General features: G+C 72.0%; 20 protein-coding genes and 2 pseudogenes. 14 read left to right on the forward strand and 8 right to left on the reverse strand.

Annotated features, from left to right (window positions below; all coding sequences use genetic code 11):
* Positions 1-2: 2 nt before the first annotated feature.
* On the reverse strand, positions 3-194 hold the full coding sequence (locus LZ495_RS02200) for a DUF397 domain-containing protein (protein ID WP_235050098.1): 192 nt from the start codon (positions 192-194) through the stop codon (positions 3-5).
* The gene (locus LZ495_RS02205) at positions 191-1,054 is read right to left on the reverse strand and encodes a helix-turn-helix domain-containing protein (RefSeq protein WP_235050099.1); all 864 of its coding nucleotides are present in this window, start codon (positions 1,052-1,054) and stop codon (positions 191-193) included. Before LZ495_RS02205 ends, LZ495_RS02200 begins: the two co-directional genes overlap by 4 nt.
* Before the next feature lie 116 nt (positions 1,055-1,170).
* Here LZ495_RS02205 and LZ495_RS02210 point away from each other — a divergent pair, with 116 nt between their 5' ends.
* Together LZ495_RS02210 and LZ495_RS02215 are read left to right on the forward strand one after the other, a co-directional pair.
* Entirely contained in the window at positions 1,171-1,557 is a 387-nt protein-coding gene (locus LZ495_RS02210) for an ATP-binding protein (RefSeq protein ID WP_235050100.1), read from the forward strand.
* A gap of 166 nt (positions 1,558-1,723) precedes the next feature.
* Positions 1,724-1,909, forward strand: coding sequence for a hypothetical protein (locus LZ495_RS02215; RefSeq protein WP_235050101.1), 186 nt, complete (start codon positions 1,724-1,726; stop codon positions 1,907-1,909).
* 30 nt (positions 1,910-1,939) lie between these two features.
* Here LZ495_RS02215 and LZ495_RS02220 read toward each other — a convergent pair whose 3' ends face one another.
* Complete coding sequence (locus tag LZ495_RS02220; protein WP_235050102.1) at positions 1,940-2,860, reverse strand: LysR family transcriptional regulator; 921 nt, start codon at positions 2,858-2,860, stop codon at positions 1,940-1,942.
* Between the two features lie 72 nt (positions 2,861-2,932).
* Between LZ495_RS02220 and LZ495_RS02225 the strand changes: the two genes are divergently transcribed.
* The 4 genes from LZ495_RS02225 to LZ495_RS02240 all read left to right on the forward strand — a co-directional run bounded on the left by LZ495_RS02225 (position 2,933) and on the right by LZ495_RS02240 (position 6,401).
* Positions 2,933-3,322, forward strand: coding sequence for a RidA family protein (locus tag LZ495_RS02225; protein ID WP_235050103.1), 390 nt, complete (start codon positions 2,933-2,935; stop codon positions 3,320-3,322).
* Positions 3,323-3,477: 155 nt separating this feature from the next.
* Positions 3,478-4,518, forward strand: coding sequence for a helix-turn-helix domain-containing protein (locus LZ495_RS44625; RefSeq protein ID WP_235050104.1), 1,041 nt, complete (start codon positions 3,478-3,480; stop codon positions 4,516-4,518).
* 358 nt (positions 4,519-4,876) lie between these two features.
* Positions 4,877-5,659, forward strand: coding sequence for a TauD/TfdA dioxygenase family protein (locus LZ495_RS02235; RefSeq protein ID WP_235050105.1), 783 nt, complete (start codon positions 4,877-4,879; stop codon positions 5,657-5,659).
* 82 nt (positions 5,660-5,741) lie between these two features.
* Positions 5,742-6,401 carry a TetR/AcrR family transcriptional regulator gene (locus LZ495_RS02240; RefSeq protein WP_235050106.1) on the forward strand — a complete coding sequence of 220 codons (660 nt, stop codon included), beginning with the start codon at positions 5,742-5,744 and terminating at the stop codon, positions 6,399-6,401.
* 90 nt (positions 6,402-6,491) lie between these two features.
* Here LZ495_RS02240 and LZ495_RS02245 read toward each other — a convergent pair whose 3' ends face one another.
* Complete coding sequence (locus LZ495_RS02245; RefSeq protein ID WP_235050107.1) at positions 6,492-7,661, reverse strand: ROK family transcriptional regulator; 1,170 nt, start codon at positions 7,659-7,661, stop codon at positions 6,492-6,494.
* A 242-nt stretch (positions 7,662-7,903) separates the two neighbouring features.
* Here LZ495_RS02245 and LZ495_RS02250 point away from each other — a divergent pair.
* The 5 genes and pseudogenes from LZ495_RS02250 to LZ495_RS02270 all read left to right on the forward strand — a co-directional run.
* Positions 7,904-8,987, forward strand: a pseudogene (locus LZ495_RS02250) (Gfo/Idh/MocA family protein); the annotation flags it as partial.
* 200 nt (positions 8,988-9,187) lie between these two features.
* A pseudogene (locus LZ495_RS02255) lies at positions 9,188-10,291 on the forward strand (Gfo/Idh/MocA family protein); the annotation flags it as partial.
* A gap of 59 nt (positions 10,292-10,350) precedes the next feature.
* Positions 10,351-11,361: a sugar phosphate isomerase/epimerase family protein gene (locus LZ495_RS02260; protein WP_235050109.1), complete on the forward strand. Its 1,011-nt coding sequence runs from the start codon at positions 10,351-10,353 to the stop codon at positions 11,359-11,361.
* Between the two features lie 154 nt (positions 11,362-11,515).
* Positions 11,516-12,496 carry an NADP-dependent oxidoreductase gene (locus LZ495_RS02265; RefSeq protein ID WP_235050110.1) on the forward strand — a complete coding sequence of 327 codons (981 nt, stop codon included), beginning with the start codon at positions 11,516-11,518 and terminating at the stop codon, positions 12,494-12,496.
* A 69-nt stretch (positions 12,497-12,565) separates the two neighbouring features.
* The gene (locus tag LZ495_RS02270) at positions 12,566-13,318 is read left to right on the forward strand and encodes a class I SAM-dependent methyltransferase (protein ID WP_235050111.1); all 753 of its coding nucleotides are present in this window, start codon (positions 12,566-12,568) and stop codon (positions 13,316-13,318) included.
* Between the two features lie 61 nt (positions 13,319-13,379).
* Here the strand turns inward: LZ495_RS02270 and LZ495_RS02275 are convergent, their stop codons facing one another.
* Positions 13,380-13,985, reverse strand: coding sequence for an HAD-IA family hydrolase (locus LZ495_RS02275; RefSeq protein WP_235050112.1), 606 nt, complete (start codon positions 13,983-13,985; stop codon positions 13,380-13,382).
* Positions 13,986-14,219: 234 nt separating this feature from the next.
* On the opposite strand from LZ495_RS02275, the gene LZ495_RS02280 reads away from it, so the two are divergent.
* Positions 14,220-16,502: an outer membrane protein assembly factor BamB family protein gene (locus tag LZ495_RS02280; protein ID WP_235050113.1), complete on the forward strand. Its 2,283-nt coding sequence runs from the start codon at positions 14,220-14,222 to the stop codon at positions 16,500-16,502.
* A 114-nt stretch (positions 16,503-16,616) separates the two neighbouring features.
* Complete coding sequence (locus tag LZ495_RS02285) at positions 16,617-17,873, forward strand: SLC13 family permease (protein ID WP_235050467.1); 1,257 nt, start codon at positions 16,617-16,619, stop codon at positions 17,871-17,873.
* A 57-nt stretch (positions 17,874-17,930) separates the two neighbouring features.
* On the opposite strand, the gene LZ495_RS02290 is transcribed toward LZ495_RS02285, so the two are convergent.
* Both LZ495_RS02290 and LZ495_RS02295 read right to left on the reverse strand, forming a co-directional pair.
* Positions 17,931-18,443, reverse strand: coding sequence for an isochorismatase family protein (locus LZ495_RS02290; protein ID WP_235050114.1), 513 nt, complete (start codon positions 18,441-18,443; stop codon positions 17,931-17,933).
* A 44-nt stretch (positions 18,444-18,487) separates the two neighbouring features.
* On the reverse strand, positions 18,488-20,161 hold the full coding sequence (locus tag LZ495_RS02295; protein ID WP_235050115.1) for an FAD-dependent oxidoreductase: 1,674 nt from the start codon (positions 20,159-20,161) through the stop codon (positions 18,488-18,490).
* A gap of 181 nt (positions 20,162-20,342) precedes the next feature.
* On the opposite strand from LZ495_RS02295, the gene LZ495_RS02300 reads away from it, so the two are divergent.
* Positions 20,343-21,911 (forward strand): class I adenylate-forming enzyme family protein, encoded by a 1,569-nt coding sequence (locus tag LZ495_RS02300; RefSeq protein ID WP_235050116.1) that lies wholly within the window; start codon positions 20,343-20,345, stop codon positions 21,909-21,911.
* Between the two features lie 128 nt (positions 21,912-22,039).
* Here LZ495_RS02300 and LZ495_RS02305 read toward each other — a convergent pair whose 3' ends face one another.
* Positions 22,040-22,513: a MarR family winged helix-turn-helix transcriptional regulator gene (locus LZ495_RS02305; RefSeq protein ID WP_235050117.1), complete on the reverse strand. Its 474-nt coding sequence runs from the start codon at positions 22,511-22,513 to the stop codon at positions 22,040-22,042.
* Positions 22,514-22,738: the final 225 nt, after the last annotated feature.

A 22,738-nucleotide genomic window follows, 5' to 3' on the forward strand; every position in this document is an offset into this window, starting at 1 on the left:
ACTCAGCGCGCAAGCTCCGCGACGAACGACCGCCACCCAGCAACCGTAGCCGTGACCCGGGGCCCGTCGGCCACCTTGGAGTCCCGAACAAGGATCCCGGCGTCCACGACACCCATCTCGACGCACTCGGTTCCGTTGCCGGAGTACGACGACTTGCGCCAATCCGACGGCTCGACCTTGGCGGGAGAGTTCACAGCAGTTCCTCCAGCTTGCGCGCGACCAGGTCCATCGACTCCGCGGGGCTCAACGCCGAGTTCGCCAGGTTCTCGAAGACACGGGCGATTCGCCGCACGTCCCGCAGGTCGTCTCTCAGGAGATTACCTCCGATGACGTCGAGGAATGCCACGCTGGGGTCCCCGGAATCGGGGAAGTCGAATAGCGTCGCACCGCTCGTGTGCGCGCTTAGTGACTGCGACGTATACGGCACGATCTGTACCGTCACGTTGGGCAGTTCGGCAGCGCTCAGCAGGTGCTGCAACTGGCCGCGAAGGCCCGCTGCTCCGCCCAGCTGGATGTTGAGAGCTGCCTCGGTCATGAAGGCGTGCAGCTCCAGCCCGTCTTCATCGGTCAGCCGTCGCTGCCGCAGCATGCGGATCTCGACCAGGTCGTCCACCTGATCCGGACCGAACGCGAAGAAGCCGGTGGCATGTGTCGCACGCGCATACGCCTCGGTCTGCAACAGGCCAGGGACGATCAGTGGTTGATACTGCCGGGCCACTGCGGCCTCAGCCTCGAACGCCAGGAACTCGGCGTAGCCCGCGGACAAAGTCTCGTTGTAGCGCGCCCACCAGTTCGCACCCCGGCGGTTGCCACCGCGGACGTAGCGCTCGAGTTCGGCCCGTGCAGTGCCCGAGACCCCGTACAGGCGAAGAAGTGCGTTGAGGTCGGCCGCGGCGACCGAACTCTTCCCCTTCTCGATGCGCCCCAACTTGCTTCGCGTGATGTCCACACGCTCCGCCACGCCTTCCATCGTCAGCCCGGCTTCGTCACGCAATCGCGCCAACTCGGCTCCCAGTCGGCGGCGTTCGAGCACGGATCCGGCGTTGATCGGCATCCGATTCCCCTTCGATTTTGGGATCCCGCTTGTGTGACTGAACGAACAGGAGGATGGTTGCACGCAGTAACTCAGCGCGTCCAGACGATCACAGATCTCACCTTCGGGAGTTGCCCATGGACTCCAGCCTCCGGCTGCCCGCCGTCCCCGCATCCGTCCCTGCCGCACGGCGCCATGTGCGGGCCGTGTGCGCGGCGCATCGTACGGACAGCGAGGGGCCGGAGCTCGCGGTGTCCGAGCTGGCGACGAACTCCGTTGTCCACGCCGGTGTTCCGGACTTCGAGGTGCGGGTCGTCGTACGCGAAGAACTGCTCTGGGTCGAGGTTCTGGACGGCTCTCCCGGCATGCTCCCGATCTCGCGCATGCCCGGGCTCTTCGACGAGGGCGGCCGCGGCCTGACCCTCGCCTTCGCTGGTGCGGACGCCTATCGCCTCGAAGTCGGCAAGGGCATCAAGGCCGTGTGCGCGGGGTTTTCGCTGCTCGCAGCGAACCGCAGCGACTGACCTGGAGTTCCCGGATGACGCACGCCGACATGTCGGATGCCGCCCGCATAGCCGTCCATAACGTCTCGCATACTGGATAGTGGGCGCGACCCGCCCGCTTCGACACTGGCCTGAGCAACAACGCGACTCCTGAACACAGTTCGTCCCCAACGAGCGAGGAGATCACATGCGTACACTCAAGGCCGGCACCGGGCGCATCATCGAAAAGCTCCTGCCCAAGGCGAGTGCCGAGGCGTCCTGCTGGAACGAGTGCTGGAACGAACGGAACAGCGCGACCGGACAGTGCCGCACCTGTTGCATGAAGGCGACGGGCGGTTGCCGTATCACGTGCAGCAGCTGGGCCGCCTGCTGAGACCTCTCGGCCAGGGCCGGACAGCGGACGCTACGTTCCGCTCTCCGGGCCTTGGCCGAGGATCGCCAGAAGGTTGGACACCACCGGGTTCGCGTCGTCTCTGCGCCACGCGACGGCGACGCGGGTACGCACCCTCGCCGCGGCGCCGGGGTCGATCCCCCGGAACGCGACCCCGCCCAGCCGGATACGCCGCACACTCGCCGGGGCCAGCGACACACCCAGCCCGGTTCCGACCAGGGCGCAGACGGTCTGCCACTCGACGGCGTTCTGCACCACCCGGGGCGTGAAGCCGGCGTCGGCGCACAGAGCAGTGATCTGGTCGTAGAGCGGTGGTCCGACCTCGCGAGGCAGCAACACAAAGGGCAACTCCGCCAGTTGCTCGATCCGGACCGTACGTTGCCCGGCAAGCGGGTGCCCGGCCGGCACGACGGCGACGAACGGCTCGGTCAGAACCGTCCGGAAGCACAGGTCCGCGTCCCCGGTCGGCGGTTCGCGCAGCAGCCCGATGTCGATCATCCCCGCACGCAACGCGGACAGCTGCGGTGCGCTGGTCATCTCCCGGATATCCAGGCGCACCGCTGGGAAGTCCGCCCTGAACCTGCGCAGCAGATCCGGAAGAACAGTCAGCGCCAGCGACGCGGCGAAGCCGATCCGCAACCGCCCGGCCCGCCCACTGCCCGCCTCGCGCGCCGCTGCCACACCCTTCGCAATCAGCGCGAGCGCCTGCCGGGCCGCAGGAAGCAGCTCCTCCCCCGCCGGGGTCAGCGCGACCCGTCCCGGCTCGCGGGTGAAGAGCGGATAGCCGACCTTCTCCTCCAGCCGCCGGATCTGCTGGCTCAGCGGCGGCTGCGCGATCCCCAGCCGTACCGCCGCCCGCCCGAAATGGAGTTCCTCGGCGAGCACGGCGAAGGCGTGCAACTGGGCGAGGGGAAGTTCCGGCCGGTCGTCCATACCTCCAGAGATATCACGTAGCCGCACGACGAGTATTAGACGTATGTCTCCCGCCCACCTACGGTTCGGCGCATGACGACCGAGCGACGTTCCATCCTCAGCGGTTCGACCTTCGAAGAGCAGATCGGCTACGCCCGCGCCGTGGTCGACGGCGACTGGGTGCACGTGTCCGGGACGACCGGCTTCGACTACGCCGCGATGACGATCTCCGACGACGTCGTGGCGCAGGCCGAGCAGTGCCTGCGCAACATCGCGGCCGCACTCGACGAGGCGAAGTGCACCTTCGCCGACGTGGTCCGCGTCCGTTACCTCCTGCCCGCCCGCGCCGACTTCGAGCCCTGCTGGCCCGCCCTGCGCCGCGCCTTCGGCGACGTACGCCCGGCCGCGACGATGATGGTCTGCGGCCTCGCCGACCCCCGCATGAAGATCGAGATCGAGGTCTGTGCACGACGCGCTGCCTGACCCGGGCGCGGCCGCCGACCGGGTAGCTTGGAAGCATGGCCGGTCGGCGTACTGGTGATGGTGGGGTTGCCCTCGATCAGTCTCTTCAGCTTGTCGTGGAGAGCGGGCGGGGGGCTGCGGACGTCGTGGGGGCGGCGGCGCGGAGGTTGCTCAAGGTGGTGCCGGCGGACGTCTGGTGTGCGGTGCTTCTGGACCCTTCGACGCTGCTGGACACCGGGGGCGTGCACGAGGACGGGTTCCCCGAGCACGTGATGCCCCGGCTCTTCGAGATCGAGCATGTCGAGCACGACGACGTGGACAACTTGCGGGCGCTGACAAGGCGTTCGGTGCCGGTGAGTTCGCTGCACAACTCCACGCAGGGCGACCTCGCTACGAGCAAGTACTACCGCGACATCCTGCGCCCACTGGGCCTGGGCGACGAACTTCGGGTGCTGCTGCGCGAGCGCGGCCGCACCTGGGGGATGTTCGTCATGTGCCGCGAGGCGCGCAAGGGCGGGTCGGAAGCCGGGTTCTCGGCGCGGGATCTTGCGGCGGCGCGGACGTTCTGTGCGCCGACCACGCGTGCGGTACGGCGTTCGCTGGTCGCGACCGGGACCGACTCGGGACTGGAACTCGCCGCCGACGGCACCGGGTTCGTCGTGCTGGACGAGCACCAAAGGCTCGTCGAGTGCAGCCTCAGTGCGGAACGCCTGATGGCACGCATCGAGGAGACGCCGACGAGCGGTCGCCCCAAGTCGTGCCCGCATGCGGTACGGGCTGTCGCGGCGGCGGCTCGGGCGTCGCGGGACGGGGAGACCACGCGTTCGCTGGTCCGGACGCACAGCGGCCACTGGCTCACCCTGCACGCCTGGCGGCTGGTCACGTCCGACCGTCCGATGACGATGGTGTCGATCGGTCCGCCGGAGCCGGGCATGCTCATCGCGCTGGTCCTCGAGGCGTACGGTCTGAGCGAGCAGCAGCGCAGGATCGCCCAGTCGGTCCTGCTGGGGCGGTCGAGCCACGAGATCGTCGTGGAGCTGCACATCACCCGCAACACCCTGAACGACCACTTGGCGAAGATCTTCGACAAGGTCGGCGTCCGCAGTCAGCGCGAGCTGGCAGGCGCGATCTTCGCGCGGCACTACTGGCCCCGCATCGGGACGGGCCCGCTGGCGCTGGACGGCCGCGTACCTCTGCTCCCGGCCGCCGGCGCCTGAACGGACCGGATGCGGCCGGCCCCCTGCCCTGCGGCGACCGGTCCGCCGAATACCCCACAGTCATGGGGTTATCGCCTCCCCGCCCACTGCCTAGCATCCAACTGTCGGGCGCGCCGTGGGGGCGGCGGGGGGAGGCGCCCGACGCGTCCGCCGTAGGCGGGGGTACGGGCGCACGCGGGGGCCCACGTCCGGTAGCCGGGTGGGTCCCCGCCGCCCGTCGGGGCGAAGTTCGGGGCAGCCGCGTCCTTGACTCGGTCGAGGGATTCGGCAAGCATCAACCTAAGAAATTTCCTTAAACGATTGACGGCGGGACGGCGCCTGGCCCCGTCGCGTGGTTCCCGACGAGAGCAGGCATCCCGTGTCCCTGAGCATCCGTCAACTCCCGCAGGCTCTCGGTGCCGTCGTCACCGGACTCCCGGAGAAGTTCGACAGCGTCCTCGGCGAGCAGCTGCACGAGGCGTGGATGGAGCACCTGGTGCTCTTCTTCCCGCAAGCGCACCTCGACGACGAGCGGCTCGTCGAACTGGGCTCGCTGTTCGGTGACTTGGCTGCCACCACCCCCGGCGAGGAGAACGACGCACGCGACTACATGACCAAGCTCGGCAAGGGCGGCGAGATCCTGGAGTTGGACTCCGACAAGGAGCGCGGCGCCAACATCTGGCACACCGACCTGACCTTCGCCGAGACTCCGTCCATCGGCGCACTGCTGTCCATGCAGGTGTGCCCGGAGCGCGGCGGCGACACGATGTGGCTCAACCAGTACCGGGCGTACGAGACACTCGCCGAGCCGGTCCGCATCCTCGCCGACAGCCTCCGCGCCAAGCACGGCCGCGCACCCTTCACCGGCACCGCGGTCCACCCCGTCGTCACCACGCACCCGGTCACCGGCCGCCGGACGCTGTTCGTGAACCGCGGCTGGACCGCCGGCATCGAAGGGCTGTCCTCGATCGAGAGCAACGCGATCCTGCGCATGCTGTGCGAGCACGCCGAACGTCCGGAGAACACCGTCCGCTGGACCTGGCAGGCCGGTGACGCCGCCCTGTGGGACAACCGCTGCACCCAGCACTACGCCATCAACGACTACGGGGATGCCAAGCGCGTCCTGCACCGCGTCGCCATCTACCCCCGTGCCGCGGCCTGATCCGCACGCAATGCGCGTCCGCCGGCGACCCCCGCATATGCGCGGGCGCCTGCGGATTCCGGCGGCGGACTAACCTTCCTCCATGCCCCGCACCTCACGCCCCGGACCGGTCGACGGCCTGCGCGCCGACACCGCGGAGACCCGCGAGGCCCTGCTGCGCGCCGGTGCCCGGCTGATCTCCCGGCACGGCCTCGGCATCCCCGTCTCCCGCATCCAGCAGGAGGCCGACCAGCGCAACAAGTCGGCCGTCCAGTACCACTTCGGCTCCGTCCCCGGACTGGCCGCCGCCATCCTGCGCGACCACCGCATGCAGGTGGACGCCCGCCGCGCCGCGGCCTTGGAAGACCTCGGGCCCGGCGCCGAGGACGCGGATCTGCGCACCCTCGTGGGACTCCTGCTCCGCCCCGCCGCCGAGGAGCTGCGCACCCCGGCCGGCCGCGACTACCTGCGCCTGCTGCCCCAGGTCGCGCACCTCGCGCGGATCCGCACCGGCGACCCGGACGCCCCGCCCGGGCAGGCCCGGGTCCTCGACCTCCTGCACCTCCGCCTCCGGCAGGCGGACGTCCGCGACGTCGACGAGCGGCTCGCCCTCGCGGTCCAGATGCAGGCCGCCGCCCTCGCCGACCGGGCCCGCCGCATCGACGACGAAGCGGACACCGACCAGGAGGTCTCCCCCGGCCACGACCGGTTCGTCGAACTCGTCGTCGGCATGCTCACCGCCGCTCTGGCCGACGCGGCGTAGCACCGTCGCGGCGTAGCACCGACATGCCGCGCCGTCGCCCGCGGCGGCACCGCGCAGGGCGGGCGGCTTCGCGGCTCCGACGATCCCCGATCATCCGAAGAGCCGGACCAACGCCCCCGGGGCCAAAGCGTGTTCCTGGGCCAGAGCGATGGCGCCGACGATGGCGGCGCGGTCGCCCAGGGGGCCGGCCTCGATGCGGAGGTTGCGGGTGGCCAGGGGCAGGACGCGGCTGTAGACCACGGCCTTGATCTCGGCCAGGACCTCGTCGCCGAGGGCGGTGAAGGCGCCGCCGATGAGGATGCAGCCGGGGTTGTGGAAGCTGACGACCGCGGCGAGGATCTCGCCGATCTGCTGGGCGGCGACGCGAAGTGCGCGGCGGGCGGCGGTGTTTCCGTCGACCGCGAGGCGGGCCACGTCGCGTGCGGTGGCGACGTCCAGGCCGCCGGCGCGCAGCGAGCGGACGAGCGCGGCGCCGGAGGCCACGGCCTCGACGCAGCCGGTGTTGCCGCAGTGGCAGACGACCTGTTCGTGGCCGGGCAGGCGGATGTGGCCGATGTCGCCCGCGGCGCCCGCGCTGCCGCGGTAGAGGCGTCCCGCGGTGACCGTGCCGCAGCCGATGCCGGTGCCGATCTTGATGTAGAGCAGGCTGTCCTCGGCGGCGCGGCTGCCGCGGTGCTCGCCGAGGGCCATGAGGTTGACGTCGTTGTCGACGAGGATCGGCACGGCGCGGTGGTCGGCGAAGAAGGCGGGCACCCGGAAGCCGTCCCAGCCGGCCATGATCGGCGGGCGGACGACCGTGCCGGTGGAGAACTCGACCGGGCCCGGCACGCCGATCCCGATGCCGCGGACGTCCCGGGCGCCGCGGTCCAGCGAGGCCAGGAGGCCGTGCCAGCCGTCCCGGACGCGTCCGAGCACCCGGTCGGGGCCGTGGTCGATCACGAGGTCCTCGGACGATTCGGCCAGGATCTCGCCGCCGAGGCCGGCGACCGCGAGCCTGGCGTGCGTGGCGCCGAGGTCGGCGGCCAGCAGGACGCCGCTGCCCGGCGCGAGCGCGAGGACGGTCGGCGGGCGGCCGCCCTCGGACGCGCCGCTGCCGTGCTCGACGGCCAGGCCGGCGTCCAGGAGCCGGTTGACCCGCTGGGTCACGGTGGAACGCGAGAGGCCGCAGACGGCGGCGAGTTCCGTCCGGGTCACCGCCCGTCCGCTTGCTATCAGCGCCAACAGGGCGCTCATCGCCTCGTGTTCCCGGGTCGCGGCCATGGCGGCGATGGTAGGCGGCGGCTGGTTCTTATGTCCATATCCGAAATAAGTCCGACCACTCTTGTACGTAACTTGCCTCGCTATTAGCTTCCGGATCACCAAAGTGCGGGAGGGCGTGCGTGCGAGCACAGTCATTTGGCGGTGGTGGCAGCGACGGCATCCCCGGAAGCGGGCAGGGCGCGAACGGCGGCGAGAGCCTCGATGAAGGCGGCGCACCGGAGCGCCCGGTCCTCGGGGTCGCCATGGTCGGCCACGGCTTCATGGGCGCCGCGCACTCGCAGGCGTGGCGGACCGTCGCCCGCGTCTTCGAGGACGGCCCGGCCCCGCGGATGGCCGTGCTGTGCGGCCGCGACCTCGCCAAGTCACGTGCGGCAGCAGCGCGTTGGGGATGGGAGCGGGCGGCCGCCGACTGGCGCGAGGTGCTCGCGGACCCGGATATCGCGATCGTCGACATCTGCACCCCGTCCGGTACGCACGCCGAAATCGCCGCCGCGGCCCTCGCGGCCGGCAAACACGTACTGTGCGAGAAGCCGCTCGCGAACACCGTCGAGGAGGCTGTGCAGTTGGCCCCGCACCGCCCGGACCGCGCGCGAACGGTACGGCTCGGTCGCGCTGCTCGGCTTCAACTACCGCCGCGTCCCGGCCGTGGCGCTGGCCCGGCAGTTGGTCGCCGACGGGCGCCTCGGCCGCATCCGGCACATCCGGGCGCGCTACCTGCAGGATTGGCTGGCCGCACCCGATACGCCGCTGAGCTGGCGGCTGGACGCGGACGAGGCCGGCTCGGGTGCGCTCGGCGACATCGGCAGCCACATCCTCGACCTCGCGGCCTACCTGACCGGAGACCGGGTCGTGGCGGTGTCCGCCGCGACACACACGTTCGTGTCCGAGCGCCCGGCGGCCGGCGGCGGCACCGGGCGGGTGACCGTGGACGACGCGGCGGTCCTGACCGCCCGCACCCGGGACGGCGCCCTGGCCGTCTTCGAGGTCTCCCGGGCCGCGACCGGCCGCAAGAACGCGCTGTCCATCGAGATCGACGGGGACCGCGGCGCGCTCGCCTTCGACCTGGAGCGCCTCAACGAGCTGCGCTTCCTGGACGCCGCTGCGCCGCCCGCCGAGCAGGGCTTCCGGACCCTGCTGGCCACCGAGCCCGGCCATCCCTACCTCCGCGCGTGGTGGCCTCCCGGGCACGTGCTGGGCTGGGAGCACACCTTCACCCACCAGGCGTACGACCTGCTCACCGCGATCGCCGAAGGGCGCCCCGCGGCGCCGGACTTCACCGACGGCCTCGGCATCCAACTGGTGCTGGACGCGGCCCTGCGCAGTGCGGCGTCGGGGACGTGGCAGGACGTTCCGGACGCCGCGGAGTCGGTCGCGGCGTACGGCCCGCCGAAAGCTTCGAACGGCGTCGCCTCGCACCGCGCGAGCAACTCGGGCGTCCGCACACCCATCGCCCTCGACGACGAAAAGGACTCCGTGTGAGCACACCAGCAGAACCCACCGTCCCGGCCATCTGCATCGGCATCGTCGGCTGCGGCAACATCTTCGAGCGGTACGTGCGCGGCATCGCGCGCTTCCCCGGACTGCGCATCGTGCACGTCGCCGACGTCGACCCCGAACGCGCCAAGCTGGGCGCCGAGACCGCGCAGGCCGCCGCCCCCGCGGGCACCACCGTGCGGCACGGCAGCCTGGCGGACCTGCTCGCCGACCCGGCCGCCGTGATCGTCGTCAACATCACCCCGCCGACCGTGCACGCGCACGTCACCGAGGCCGCGCTGCGCGCCGGGAAGCACGTGTACGTCGAGAAGCCCATCACCACCGACCTCGGCATCGCCCGCGCGCAGCTGGAGCTGGCCGCTGCGTCGGGGCTGACAGTCGGCGGCGCCCCGGACACGTTCCTGGGCAGTGCCGGGCAGACCGCGCGGCAGGTGGTCGACGCGGGCACGATCGGCGACCCGGTCGGCGCGACCGCGTTCGTCACGCACAGCCGCGCCGAGACCTGGCATCCGGACCCGACTTTCCTGTTCAAGCCCGGCGGCGGGCCGGTGCTCGACCTGGGGCCTTACTACGTCACGCAGTTGGTGAACTGCCTGGGGCCGGTGGCGGAGGTGTACGGGACGGCCCGGGTGGGTGCGCCCGTGCGCGCCGTGACCGCGCCGGGCCGGCTGGTCGACAGCATCGACGTCGAGGTCGAGACGCACGCCAACGCGGTGCTGACGTTCGCCTCCGGGGTCCTGGCGAGCATGGTGCTCAGCTTCGACATCTGGGACCACAACCTGCCGTACCTGGAGATCTACGGAACGCGCGGCACGCTGAGCATCCCGGACCCCAACGCGTACGACGGCGACGTCAAGGTCCGCCTGCACGGCGCCGAGGACTGGACCGTCGTGCCGCCCGTGCTGCCGGTCCAGGGGCCCGCGGACTCCTTCGAACACCAGATGCTGCGCGGGCCGGGCGTCGCCGACCTGGCCGCCGCGCTGCACGGCGCGCCGCACCGGGCGACCGGCGGCCTGGCCCTGCACGTCCTCGAAGTCCTGGACGCCATCGGCACGTCGGGCAAGGCCCGTACGCCGGCCGCGATGACGACCACGTGCGCACGCCCGGCCGCGGCTGCCGCGGTCGCCGCGGATTGAACGGTCCCGCACACCGCGCTGCTGAATCGGATCAGCTGCCCACTCCGAGAGGATCCCGCATGTCTGCTCCCGAGCCGACCCCCGCCGCCACCGCACCCGCACCCGCGAGGCCGGGCGCACCCCGCGAGACGCCCGAACCCCTGTACGCCGTCGACCTGATCACCTTCTACCACCCGGAGTTCTGGGGCCTGGCCTCCTACGACGAGTTGGTCGCCAAGACCGCCGCCGAGCCCCGCTGGTTCTGGGACCGCTGCCTCGACGCGCTCGAGGAAGCAGGCGTGCCCGGCCTGGAGATGACCTTCCCGCCCGGCGACCGGCACTCCGCGGTGGCCGCGTACGGCTCCCCCGAGGGCTTCGCCGAGGCGTTGGCGGCGCGCGGGCTCACCCTGGTCAGCGGCTTCTTCGCGGACATCGACCGGACCGAGTGGCGTACCGCCGAGGGCCGCGCCGCGATCCTGCGCTCGGCCGCCGAGTACGCCGAGTTCGTGGCCCGGGCCGGCGGTTCGGTCCTCGTCGCCGGCCTCCCGCTGCGCCGCACCGTGGGCGCGCAGCCCGCGCAGTTCGTCGACATGGCCACCGCCGGCCCGCTCGCCGACCTGGCCAACGAGATCGGCGACGCGACGCTGCGCCACGGGGTCCGCCTGGCGCTGCACACCGAGGCCCACTCGATGCTGGCCACCGGCCGCGACGTCGACCTGTTCATGCTGCTCACCGACCCGATGTACGTGGGGCTGTGCCCCGACACCGCGCACCTCACGCTGTCCGGCGCCGACCCCGTGCAGGTGGTGTCGCGGCACCGCGAGCGCATCGTGCTGGCGCACTGGAAGGACGCGCTCGGCCGGGCGCCGATGGACGTCGAGATCGACGAGCAGATCTACGCCGCGCACGGGCCGTACTTCTGCCCGCTGGGCAGCGGCGTCGTGGACTGGTTCGGGTGGGCCCGGCTGATGCGCGAGATCGGCTTCACCGCGCCGACGCTGCTCGAACTCGACATGGTCCCGGACCCGGTCGCGGAGATGCAGGCGGCGCGGCGGTTCGTGTCCACTTCGCTGGCACCGCTCTACATGTAGACGAGCCTGAATGATCTGACGAGGACTCAGAACGACAACTGAATCTTTGAAGAGAGCACGTCATTTTCGCCGGAACGGGAACAACGGGCGGACACCGATCGCTGGACGACGACACCACGGAGTACCCGACACTGCCGTGTCCGAGAGGATCACCATGTCCGACCGCGCCACCCGTCCGTCCGCCGAGACCGCCCCGCCCAGCATGCGGGCGGTCGTGCAGCACCGGCTCGGCGGTCCCGAAGTCCTCGAAATGGCCGAGCTGGACCGGCCGGTGGCCGGTCCCGGCGAAGTGCTCGTCAGGATCGCCGCAGCCGGGGTGAACCCGCTCGACTGGAAGATCCGCGAAGGCGACGTGCCGATGTACGGCCCCCCGCCGTTCGTGCTGGGCGTCGACGTGTCCGGGACCGTCGAGGCGGTCGGCGCGGGGGTCGACCGGTTCGCGGTCGGCGACGAGGTCTTCGGCATGCCGAGGCTGCCCGCGCCGACTCAGGCATACGCGGAGTACCTGACCGCGCCGGCCGGCGAACTGGTCCGCAAGCCTGCCGGGATGACGCACCCGGAGGCCGCCGCACTCGCCTCGTCCGCGCTCACCGCGTGGCAGGCCCTGGTCGGGATCGCCGACGTGCAGCCGGGCCAGCGCGTCCTCGTGCACGCAGCCGCGGGCGGGGTCGGCCATGTGGCGGTGCAGGTGGCGAAGGCGCGCGGTGCCTATGTCATCGGGACTGCCCGGGCCGGGAAGCACGCGTTCCTGCGCGGGCTGGGCATCGACGAGGCGGTGGACTATTCGGTGGTGGACTTCGAGGACGCGGTCCGCGACGTGGACGTGGTCTTCGACCTGATCGGGCTGGACTACGGCGCGCGGTCGCTGGACTCGCTGCGGCCGGGCGGCATCCTGGTCTCGGCCTTCCTGGCCGATCCGGGCACCACGGTCGAGGAGGCCGAATCGCGCGGGGTGCGCTTCCGTACCATCGGCGTCGCGCCGTCCGGACCCGATCTGGAGGCGATCGCCGCGTTGGCCGAGCAGGGTGCGCTGTCGGTGCACATCGCCGCCACGTTCGCGCTGGAGGAGGCCGCCAAGGCCCACGAACTCGGCGAGACCGGCCGCGTGCAGGGCAAGATCGTCCTGCTGCCCTAAATCGCCCTGCCGCCTGGGCCGGCCGACGCCTCTGGCCCTTGCCGGGGGCTGCGGCCATCATGCGCTGCCATGGACATGAAAGAGCAAGCCAGGCGGGGGTTCGGGTCCGGTGCCGACCGGTACCACCGGGCCCGGCCTTCGTATCGGCCGGAAGCCCTCGCGTATCTGCGGGACCGGCTCCGCCTGGGGCCGGGCTCCGCCGTGCTCGACCTGGCGGCCGGCACCGGCCGGATGACGGCGGAGCTTGCCGCGCTGGGCGGGGACGTGACGGCCGTGGAGCCGTCCGAGGCGATGCGCGCCACGTTCGCCGCGGAGCTTCCGGAGATCGCGCTGTACGACGGAACAGCCGAGGAAATCCCCTTCCCGGACGCCTCGTTCGACACGGTCGTGGTGGCCCAGGCATTCCACTGGTTCGACGGGCCGGCGGCGCTGCGCGAGATCGCCCGGGTGCTGCGGCCGGGCGGCGGGCTGGCATTGGTGTGGAACGAGCGCGACGCATCGGACCCCGAAGCCTCCGCCCTTGGATCGGCGGTCGAGTGGAAGCAGTTCCAGCCGTACGACGTGGGCCGCGATTTCCGCCCCGACCTGGACGCCTCGGGCCGCTTCACGCCCGCGCAGCGGCAGGCGTTCCCGTGGACCGAGATCCTCACGCATGAGCAACTCGTGGACCGTATCGCCACGTTCAGCTACGTCAACGCGATGTCGGAGGCGGATCGGGCCGGTTTTCTCGCGCGGCTGCGGGAGCACCTTGCATCGCGCCCGGATCCGCTGCATATCCCGTACCTGACGGACACGTTCGTGGCACACAAGCTGGACGGCTGACCCCGGGCACGGCCCCCGGCTCGGGCCGGGGGCCGGGGGCCGAGGCCAGGGACTGGGAGAGCTACCGGGCGGCCAGGATCCCCTGTTCGGCCAGCCAGGTGCGGGCCGGGGCATGCCCCGTCCACAAATGCGCGGACAGGCCTGCGGCCAGGGCCCCGTCGATGTTCACCTGGCGGTCGTCGAGGAACGCGCAGTCGGCGGGCGAGGCGTCGAGGCGTTCCGTGAGCACGCGCCACATCTCGGCGTCCGGCTTGGCGATGCCGTGGTCGGCGGAGATCACCAGGTGGCGGAAGTATTTGGCCCACGGCTGGGTCGTGAAGGCGCGGCCGCACGAGGCCGGGGCGTTCGACAGCAGGGCGAGCGGTACTCCGGCGGCGGTGAGGTCGTCGAGGAGGGCAAGGGACTCGGGCGCGGTGTGCAGCCAGCCCGCGATGTCCGCCTCGGTCAGCGCGGCCACCCGGGCGGCGTCCACGGCGAAGCCCGCGCGCTCGCCCACTCCGGTCCAGTAGTCCGTGTCGGACATCCCGCGGTCGTACGCGTCGCGCAGCGCCCAGTAGGCGTCGTGGAACGTGTCGAGCGGTGCGTCCACCGATGCGGCCATCGCCGGAACCGCCGCCGAGGCGTGGCAGATCACTTCTCCGTAGTCGAACACCAGCCACTTCGCCATGTGCGTTCTCCTTCCGGGGACCGGTCGGCGGCACGCCGAGGTCCGGCGCGCGGGCGGTCACCGTTTGATCAACCTATCCGGGCAGGGCGGGAGTTCCCGGGCGGCAAAGCGAGGGGCTCCCCGCAGACGGCGGGGGTGGTCGCGTTCGTACCGTGGGCTGGAGACGGGGAACGCGAGACGGGAGAGGGGGAACCCGGTTTGCCTGAGGGGCTTTCGCGGTGGGATCCGCGCACCGTGAACGGGTATGCGTTGTCCGGCGTGCTCGGCGAGGGCGACTTGGGCCGCGTGTTCGTGGGCAAGGGCTTCAGGGGCGAGCGGGCCGTGGTGAAGGTCGTCCATGCCTATCTGGCGGAACAGCCGGGTTTCCGGCGCAGGTTCGCCGAGGATGCGCAGGCGGCGCAGGCGGTGGGCGTGGACTTCGCGGTGCCGATGGACGGTTTCGGCCTGGAGCCGAACCCGTGGATCTCGCGGCCGTACATTCCGGGCCGCATGCTGGCCGGGCGGTTCAAGGACCGTCCGATGTCCGGCCGCGAAGTCCGGGACCTGGGAGCCGACTTGGCGGAGGCACTGCTGTCGCTGCACCTTGCGGGGGTGGTGCACGGCTCGGTCAAGCCGAGCAACGTGCTGCTGACCGAAGGCGGACCGCGGCTGGTCGACTTCGGCATGGGCCGGGCCGCGGTGTGGGCGGCCGCGCACCATCGGAGGGGCGGGGTCTCGACTTGGTACGTGGCGCCTGAACTGAGCGGCGGCCGTACGCCGACGCCCGCTGCCGACGTGTTCGGGCTGGGGCGGATCCTCACGTACGCCCTCACCAGTGCCCTGGACAACCTGGGCGGCCTGCATGCCGCGGTGCTGCGGCCGGTCGCCGAGGCGTGCACGGCACGGGTGCCCGAGGAGCGGCCGTCGGCTGCGGAAGTGCTCGCGCAGTTGCGACCGGGGGCGGGCGGCAACGGGCACGGCACAGACCGCCGGGACCGCGATGACGATGATCCGGACATCGAAATACTCACCACCGCGAAGCTGTCCCGGATACGCAGGACAGCTCCCGCGCCTGCCCCGGATGCGGCTGCCCCGGATGCGGCTGCCCCGGCGCCCTCGTCCGGCCCGGAACACGCTGCACCGGCGCCCTCGTCCGGCACGGTTGCGGCCTCGCGCCCTGCTGCGGCCACCTCCGCCGCCACGGCCGTACCCTCTGCCGCTTCCGCTCGTCCGGTGAGCCGGCGCAAGGTGATCGCGACCATGACCGGCGCATTCGGGGCAGCTGCAGGGCTCATCGGCGCAGCGGTCTATGCCGAGACCCGGTCCGAGCCCACGCCCAAGGAAATCCTCTGGCGTTTCCGGACCGGCGGCTCCGGCGCCGCGCGCGGCGCCGTCCTCCATCTCGCGGCTGCCGGGCGGGTCCTCGTCACCGCCGAGGACGGGCTCCACAGACTGGACGCCCGGACCGGAAAGCCGGACTGGTCCTGCGGGCTGCCCGGCGGCGCCCGCACTTTCGATGTCGCCGACCGGATCAGGATCGCCGCAGTGAGCTCCCAGTCAGCGGTGTCCCTGGTCGACAACGGGACCGGGCAGCTGCTCTGGTCGAAGACCGCGCCCATCGGCTTGGCCGAATCTCCGCTCGCCGCGGCGACGTGGGACCTTGTGTTCGTCCTCGCCGGCGATCCTTGGGCCGCCAATTCCCGCGGCTTTCTTGCGGCATACCGGCACGACGGCTCCGTGGCCTGGCAGCAGCAGCTCCGGGCAGCCGGCGCCGGAGACCAGGACCTGGCGACCCCCACCAGCGGCCCCGCGGTGGCCGGCGACACGGTCGTGGTGTTCGCGCGTAAGCACAGCGGAGGGTCGCTCGCGTCCGGGTACGACACCGATACCGGCGCACTGCGTTGGCGGACCGATCTGCCCGGCAGCGACCTCATCGGCCACCCGGTCCTCGGCGCCGGCGGCATCCTGTACGCCACGCGCGAGGATTTCGAGGTGCTCGCCCTGGACGCCGAGCAGGGCAAGGTGCTGTGGTCGAGCCGTCCGCTGGTGTCACCGTCCTCGCAGTACCGAAATCCGCACGGCGTCCAGCCGACCGTGCTGGGCGGCAGCGTGCTGGTGGTGACCGATGAGGGTGCCCTGCACGCGGTCGCCTGCAATACGGGGAAGAAGATGTGGGACATGCGGCTGGACGTGGACTCCAGCGGCGCGCGGCCCGGTGCGGGCCTGCCGGTGCCGGTCTCGGACGGCCGCTCGGTGTTCGTCCACGACGATGACCACGTCATCGCCCTGGATGCGGCGAGCGGGGCGCGGCGTTGGGCCGTGCCGCTGGACCGGGACACGTTCACGGGCCCGCAGCTTGCCTTGGGCAACGGCTACCTGCATGCGGTGGGCGACGAGGCCCTGTGGTCGTACTGGACCGAGGACGCAAGCCTGGTCCGGCGCACCAACCTCGGTCATGACGCCTCGTCCGTGATGCTCGGGCAGGACGCCCTCTTCGCGTCCGGCACGGGCGTGACCGCGGTGGAACTGGCCCCCTGACCCGGGCGCGGGTACTGCGAGGGGGTGGGTCCGCGCGTACGGGGGCGGGCTGGTGGAATGTGCCGGTCGACCAGTCGACCGCTCGCCTGTCCGCCCGCTCGAAAGGCACTGCCCCTGAACGCCCCGGCCGCCGAACTGCTCTCCGTGTTCCTCCTGGCCGTGGTCCTGGCCGGTGCGGTGGTGCGCCCGCGCGGCCTCCCCGAGGCGGTCTTCGCGGTGCCGGCCGCTGCGCTGCTGATCGCGGCGGGGGTGGTCTCGACGGATCAGGCGCGCGAGGAGGCCGCGCATCTGGGGCCGGTCATCGGGTTCCTGGCGGCCGTGCTGGTCCTCGCGCAGTTGTCCGACGACGAGGGGTTGTTCCGGGCCTGCGGGGCGTGGATGGCGCGTACCTCGGCGGGCCGGCCGCGGCGGCTGCTGGCGCAGGTGTTCGCCAGTGCCTCGCTGATCACCGCCGCGCTGAGCCTGGACGCCACGGTGGTGCTCCTGACGCCGGTGGTTTTCGCGACCGCCGCCCGGCTGGGGGTCCGGTCCAAGCCGCACATATATGCGTGCGCCCATCTGTCGAACACCGCCTCGCTGCTGCTGCCGGTGTCGAACCTGACGAACCTGCTGGCGTTCTCGGCCAGCGGGCTGAGCTTCACGCGTTTCGCCGCGCTGATGGCGCTGCCGTGGCTGGTGGCGATCGCCGCCGAGTACGTGGTGATCCGCCGGTTCTTCCGGGCCGATCTGGACGCCGCGGCGTATGCGCCGCCGCCTGCCGAGCCGGTGGCGGTGCCGGTGTTCGCGCTGGTGACCGTGGTCGCGACGCTCGCGGGCTTCGTGCTGTCCTCGGCGGCCGGCATCGAGCCGGTGTGGGCGGCCGCGGCGGGTGCCGCGGTGCTGGGGGTCCGCGCGCTGCTGCGGCGGCGCACCACGCCGGCCGCGATCGTGCGGGCGGCCGCGCTGCCGTTCTGCGCGTTCGTGCTGGGCCTGGGGATCGTGGTGCGGGCGGTGGTCGACCACGGCCTCGGCGATGCGCTGGGCCGGCTCGTGCCGTCCGGCACCGGCCTGCTCGCGCTGCTGGCGCTGGCCGCACTGGCCGCGGGGCTGGCGAACGTCGTCAACAACCTCCCGGCGGTCCTGGTCCTGCTGCCGCTCGCGGCACCGATCGGGCCGGGAGCGGTGCTCGCGGTGCTGATCGGCGTCAACATCGGCCCGAACCTGACGTACGCCGGTTCGCTGGCGACGCTGCTGTGGCGGCGCATCGTGCACGCGCACGACGGGGCGGTCGGGCTGGGCGAGTTCACCCGCCTGGGGCTGCTGACCGTGCCGGCTGCGCTCGTCTCCGCGGTCGTGGCGCTGTGGGCGTCCCTGCAGGTCATCGGCACCTGAGCAGCCGAGTGCCCGGGAGTGCGGGTGCACGGGGTGCTCAGGTGCCGTCCGGCCGGCTCAGCCCAACTTCACCGCGTCCGCCGCGACCACGCTGCCGAACCGCGGCAGGTCGAGCTCCACCGCTGCCCGGTGCTCCTCGGCGGTCAGCGCGGCCATGGCGTCCTCGACGAAGACCAGTTCGTACCCGAGGTCGGCCGCGGCGCGGGCCGTCGACTCGACACCGAGATTCGTCGCGATGCCGGCGAACACGAGGGTGTCGACCCCGTAGCCCTGCAGCACCTCGTGCAGCCCGGTCCCGTGGAAGCCGCCGATCGTGCGCTTGACCACGACCCGGTCCGCCACCGCGGCCACGTCCGCGGCCAGGTCGCTCCCCGGTGGCTGCGTGTCGACGTTCGGCCGCTCCACGCGCACCGCGACGACCCGTGCTCCCGCCGCGCGGAACCGGCGTGCCAGCCCGACGCCAGCCGCCAGCACTTCGCTGCCCGGCCGCGGTTCGACCGGCAGCGCGACGATGCGGTCCATCAGATCGACCAGGACGAGGGCGGAACGCGCGGGCACGAGAGTGATCATGACGCCACGTTAGGGGGTGTCCCGGGGATCGTGCGCCACCGCACTCAGTTCCCGCCGGACGCGGCGGCGGCCCGGGTGGCGGCGTGGCGGCCGGCCAGGTAGCCGAAGGTCAGGGCGGGGCCGATGGTCGCGCCGCCGCCGGGGTACATCGGGCCGAAGATGTTGGCCGCGGCGTTGCCGGCCGCGTACAGGCCTTCGATGACGCCGCCGTCCCAGCGGCGCACCCGGGCGTCGGGGTCGACGAGGGGGCCGCCGTTGGTGCCGAGGACGCCGTCGTGGATGGGCAGCGCGTAGAAGGGGGCCTTGTGGACGGGTCCGAGGTTCAGGCGCGGGTGGCCGCCGCCGGACATGAAGCCCTCCCACCACACGGTGCCGCGGCCGAAGTCGGGGTCCGCGCCGGCCGCGGCGTGGCCGTTGAACCGGTCGACGGTGGACTCGAGTTCGTCCGGGTCGATACCGATGAGCTCGGCGAGGCCGCGCAGCCTGGGGGCGTTGGCGAGCCAGTCGGGGGCCTCCTGGCCGGGCATCGCGGACAGGACCGGGGTGCGGTCGCGCAGGGTCTGGTCGAAGATCAGCCAGGCCGGGCCCTGGTTGGGGTAGTCCACGGTGACCGGGTCGTACGCGGCGAAGGCCTTGGTCATGTCGTTGTAGGTGACGCCTTCGTTGGTGAAGCGGCGGCCGTGGCGGTTGACCATGAGGGTGCCGGACAGGTTGCGCAGCGTCTCGTACTGGTAGAGCTGCCGTCCTTCGTACTGCACGGTCGGGTCGGCGACGGCCGGCTGCCCCCAGACCTGGTTCATGTTGGCCACCCGGGCGCCGAGGGCCATCGCCATGCGGTGCCCGTCGCCTTCGTTGTACGGCGGGCTGAGCGGGACGACGTCGCGGCCGACGAAGGCGCGGACCATGTCGCGGTTCCATTCGAAGCCGCCGCAGGCCAGCACCACGCCGCCGCGGGCCCGGATGCGGACCGGGCCGCCGGGGCCCTCGGCGACGACGCCGACGACCGCACCGGTGCGGTCGGTGACCAGGTCGCGGGCTGCGGTCTCGGTGAAGACGGTGACGCCGCGGTCGAGGAGGCCCTTGAAGAGCGCGGCCACCAGGCCGGGTCCGAGGACGCGGATGTCGGCGGCCGCGCGCTGCCCGAGGATCGACAGGTCGGGTGCGTCCGGGGTGCCGAATTTGGCGCCTTCCGCCATGGTCAGCCGCGGCATGAACGGGCTGGTCCGCAACTTGGGCGCCCAGTCGCCCAGTTCCGTGCGGGCGTCGAACGGCTCGACCTCGAGGGACCGGCCGCGGCGCTTTCCGCCGATCTGGTCGGCGTAGTAGTCGGAGAACGTCGGCGGCGCGGCGAAGCGGACCGGGGTGTGCTCCTCCAGGTACGCGATCATGCGCGCGGCGGTGTCGACGTACACCTCGAGCAGGTCGGCGTCCGGCTCGCGGCCCAGGGTGAGGCGGCGGATGTACGACAGGGCCTCCTCGCGCGAGTCGGTCTCGCCGACGTCCGCGAGGTGGTGGTTGCACGGCACCCATGGCATGCCGCCGGAGACGCCCGTCGTGCCGCCGACCATCGCCGCCTTCTCCAGCACGAGCACCTCGGCGCCCCCGTCGGCGGCCAGGGTGGCCGCGGAGAGCCCGGCGGCGCCGGTGCCGAGCACCACGACGTCGGCGGTGCGGTCCCAGGATGCGGGGTCGTGCGGGCCGGCGGGCAGGGACGTCACGGCTACCTCCGCGGTTCGGCGACTGGGCCACGTTGCGTGCATGGCGCATCAAAGTGGAGATCGCCGAAGGAAGCCAGAGGCATCGCCCAATCCTTGCCAGAGTCAAAGACTCGCGCCTATCGTTCCGCCCGTAGGTCGTTCCAGGACGCGCACCACGTGCAGGACGTGAAGGAGGCCAGTAGTGGCAGTCGACGGGCACCAGGTCCACGGCCAGGACATCCCGTGGCTGCTGCGCCACTGGGCGCAGCACCGGCCCGAGCACCCGGCACTCGTGTGGGAGCCCGGGGACGGCGGCGAGGTCCGCACCTGGACGTACGCGGACCTGGAGCGCGAGACGCTGCGCGTCGCCGCCGGGCTGTCCGGGCGCGGCATCGGCCGCGGCGACAAGATCCTCGTGCACGCCGACAACTGCCCCGAGATGGTGTTCGCGTGGCTGGCCTGCGCGACCGTCGGCGCGGTCGCGGTGACCACGAACACGCACGCCACGGCCAGCGAGATCGCGTACTTCGCGGCGCAGACCGAGAGCGTCGCGGCGATCACGCAGCCGCACTACACCGAGGCGGTCGCCGCGTCGGGCGCCGAGCTCGGCTGGGTCGCGGTCATCGGCGCCGACGCGCCCGAAGCCGCGTCGGCGACCCCGCACATCCCGTTCGCGGACCTGCAGGGCGACCCCGAGGCCTGGGCCGGCCGCGAGATCGAGCCGCTGCTGCCGTTCGGCATCATGTTCACGTCCGGCACGACCAGCCGCCCCAAGGGCGTCGTGCACACGCACGCCAACGCCGTGTGGGCGGGCCGGTCCGGGCCGCGCAGCATCGACCTGACCGCGGACGACCGCTACCTGATCTACCTGCCGTTCTTCCATGTGAACGCGCAGAGCTGGTCGTTCTTCTCGGTCCTGGGCGTGGGCGCCACCGCGGTGCTCATGCCGAAGTGGTCCACCAGCCGCTTCTGGGACGTCGTGGTGCGGCACGAGATCACCCACATCTCCCTCATGCCGTTCGCGATGGGCACGCTGGCCGCCAAGGACCGCCCGGCGTCCAAGCTGCGCGTGGGCGTCTTCGGCATGGTCAACACCATGCTCGACAAGATGCTCGGCCTGAAGGTGTACGGCGCGTACGGCATGACCGAGACGGTCATCCACGCGGTCACCGGCAAGCCGTCCGAGCACCTGCCCGCGAAGTCGATGGGCCGTCCGGCGCCCGGCTACACGATCAAGATCGTCGACCCGGAGACCGGCGCGGAGTGCGGCGTCGGCGAGCAGGGCGAGCTGTGGCTGAAGGCGGAGCGCGGCGTCCAGCTCTTCCTGGAGTACTACGGCAACGCCGAGGCCACCGAGAAGGCCTTCCAGGGCGAGTGGTTCCGCACCGGCGACATGGTCGTGCTCGGCGAGGGCGGCAACGTCTTCTACCGCGAGCGGGACAAGGACCTGCTGAAGGTCGGCGGCGAGAACGTCTCGGCCCGCGAGGTCGAGGACGTCGTCGGCTCGGTGGCCGGCGTCGGCTCGGTCGCGGTGGTCGGCAAGCAGCACGAGTTCCTCTCCGAGGTCGTCGTCGCGTTCGTCATCAAGAACGCCGCCGCACCGGACGAGGCCGCCTTGGAGAAGACGATCCTGGAGCTGTGCCGCGAGCGCCTGTCCGACTTCAAGGTGCCCCGCGCGGTCTACTTCGTCGACGCGTTCCCCCTGGGCACGCTCGACAAGGTACTGAAGAAGGAGCTGCGCACGATGGCCGACGAACGCCCGGCCGTCTGACCGCACTTCGCGGCAGCACGGGAGTACCCGCGCCGCTTTGACGCCGCACCGCTGCTGCCGACTCCGCCCTTACACCTCTCACGCCGGAGCCCCGAGGCCTTCGCCTCGGGGCTCCGGCGTTTTCCCGCTCAGCCCCCGGAATCCGCCGCCCTCGCCCGGCCCGGGCCGGTACGCCGCGGGGCGACGTTGGCGGTCATGGCCGCCAGCAGGCCGGGGATCTCGGCCGCGGCCGCGGCGGGCAGGCCGGCCACGGTCTCCTCGGCGAGCCCGCGCCACACTTCCTTGACGCGTTCGGCCAGTTCCCGTCCGCTGTCCGTCAGTTCGACGATGCTCGCGCGCCGGTCGGAGGGCGCCGGGCTGCGGCGGATGTGGCCGGACGCCTCCAGCTTGCGGGCCATCAGCGTGACGCTCGGCGGCTCCACACCGAGCGCCTCGCTCAACTGGGCCTGGATGCGGGGACCGGTGCGGTCCAGTTCGAGCAGCAGCGCCTCCTGACCGGGATGCAGGCCGAGCGGGGCGATCAGCGCGGCGGCGCGCGCCCGGTGGCGCAGGCTCAGCAGCCGGATGGCCTGGTTGAGGGCGTCGGCTTGGGCGAAGTCCACGGCTCCTGGCTCCAACCTTCCTCGGGTCTTCCTTGACGGATTACTTAAGCACATAACATTATGCACATAAGCTTATGCGCATAAGCAATTCTCGGAGCCCACCCTACGCCCACGGCAGCGGGCCGGCCGACGCTGCCGTGCGCCCGGACGCAATCCGCGCCGTCCGAACCGCCGTTCACCCCGAGGGGATGCCATGACCGGTACCACCGCTCGATCCACCGCACA

Source organism: Yinghuangia soli, from assembly GCF_021502675.1.
In the GTDB taxonomy this organism is placed as follows: Bacteria; Actinomycetota; Actinomycetes; order Streptomycetales; family Streptomycetaceae; genus Yinghuangia; species Yinghuangia soli.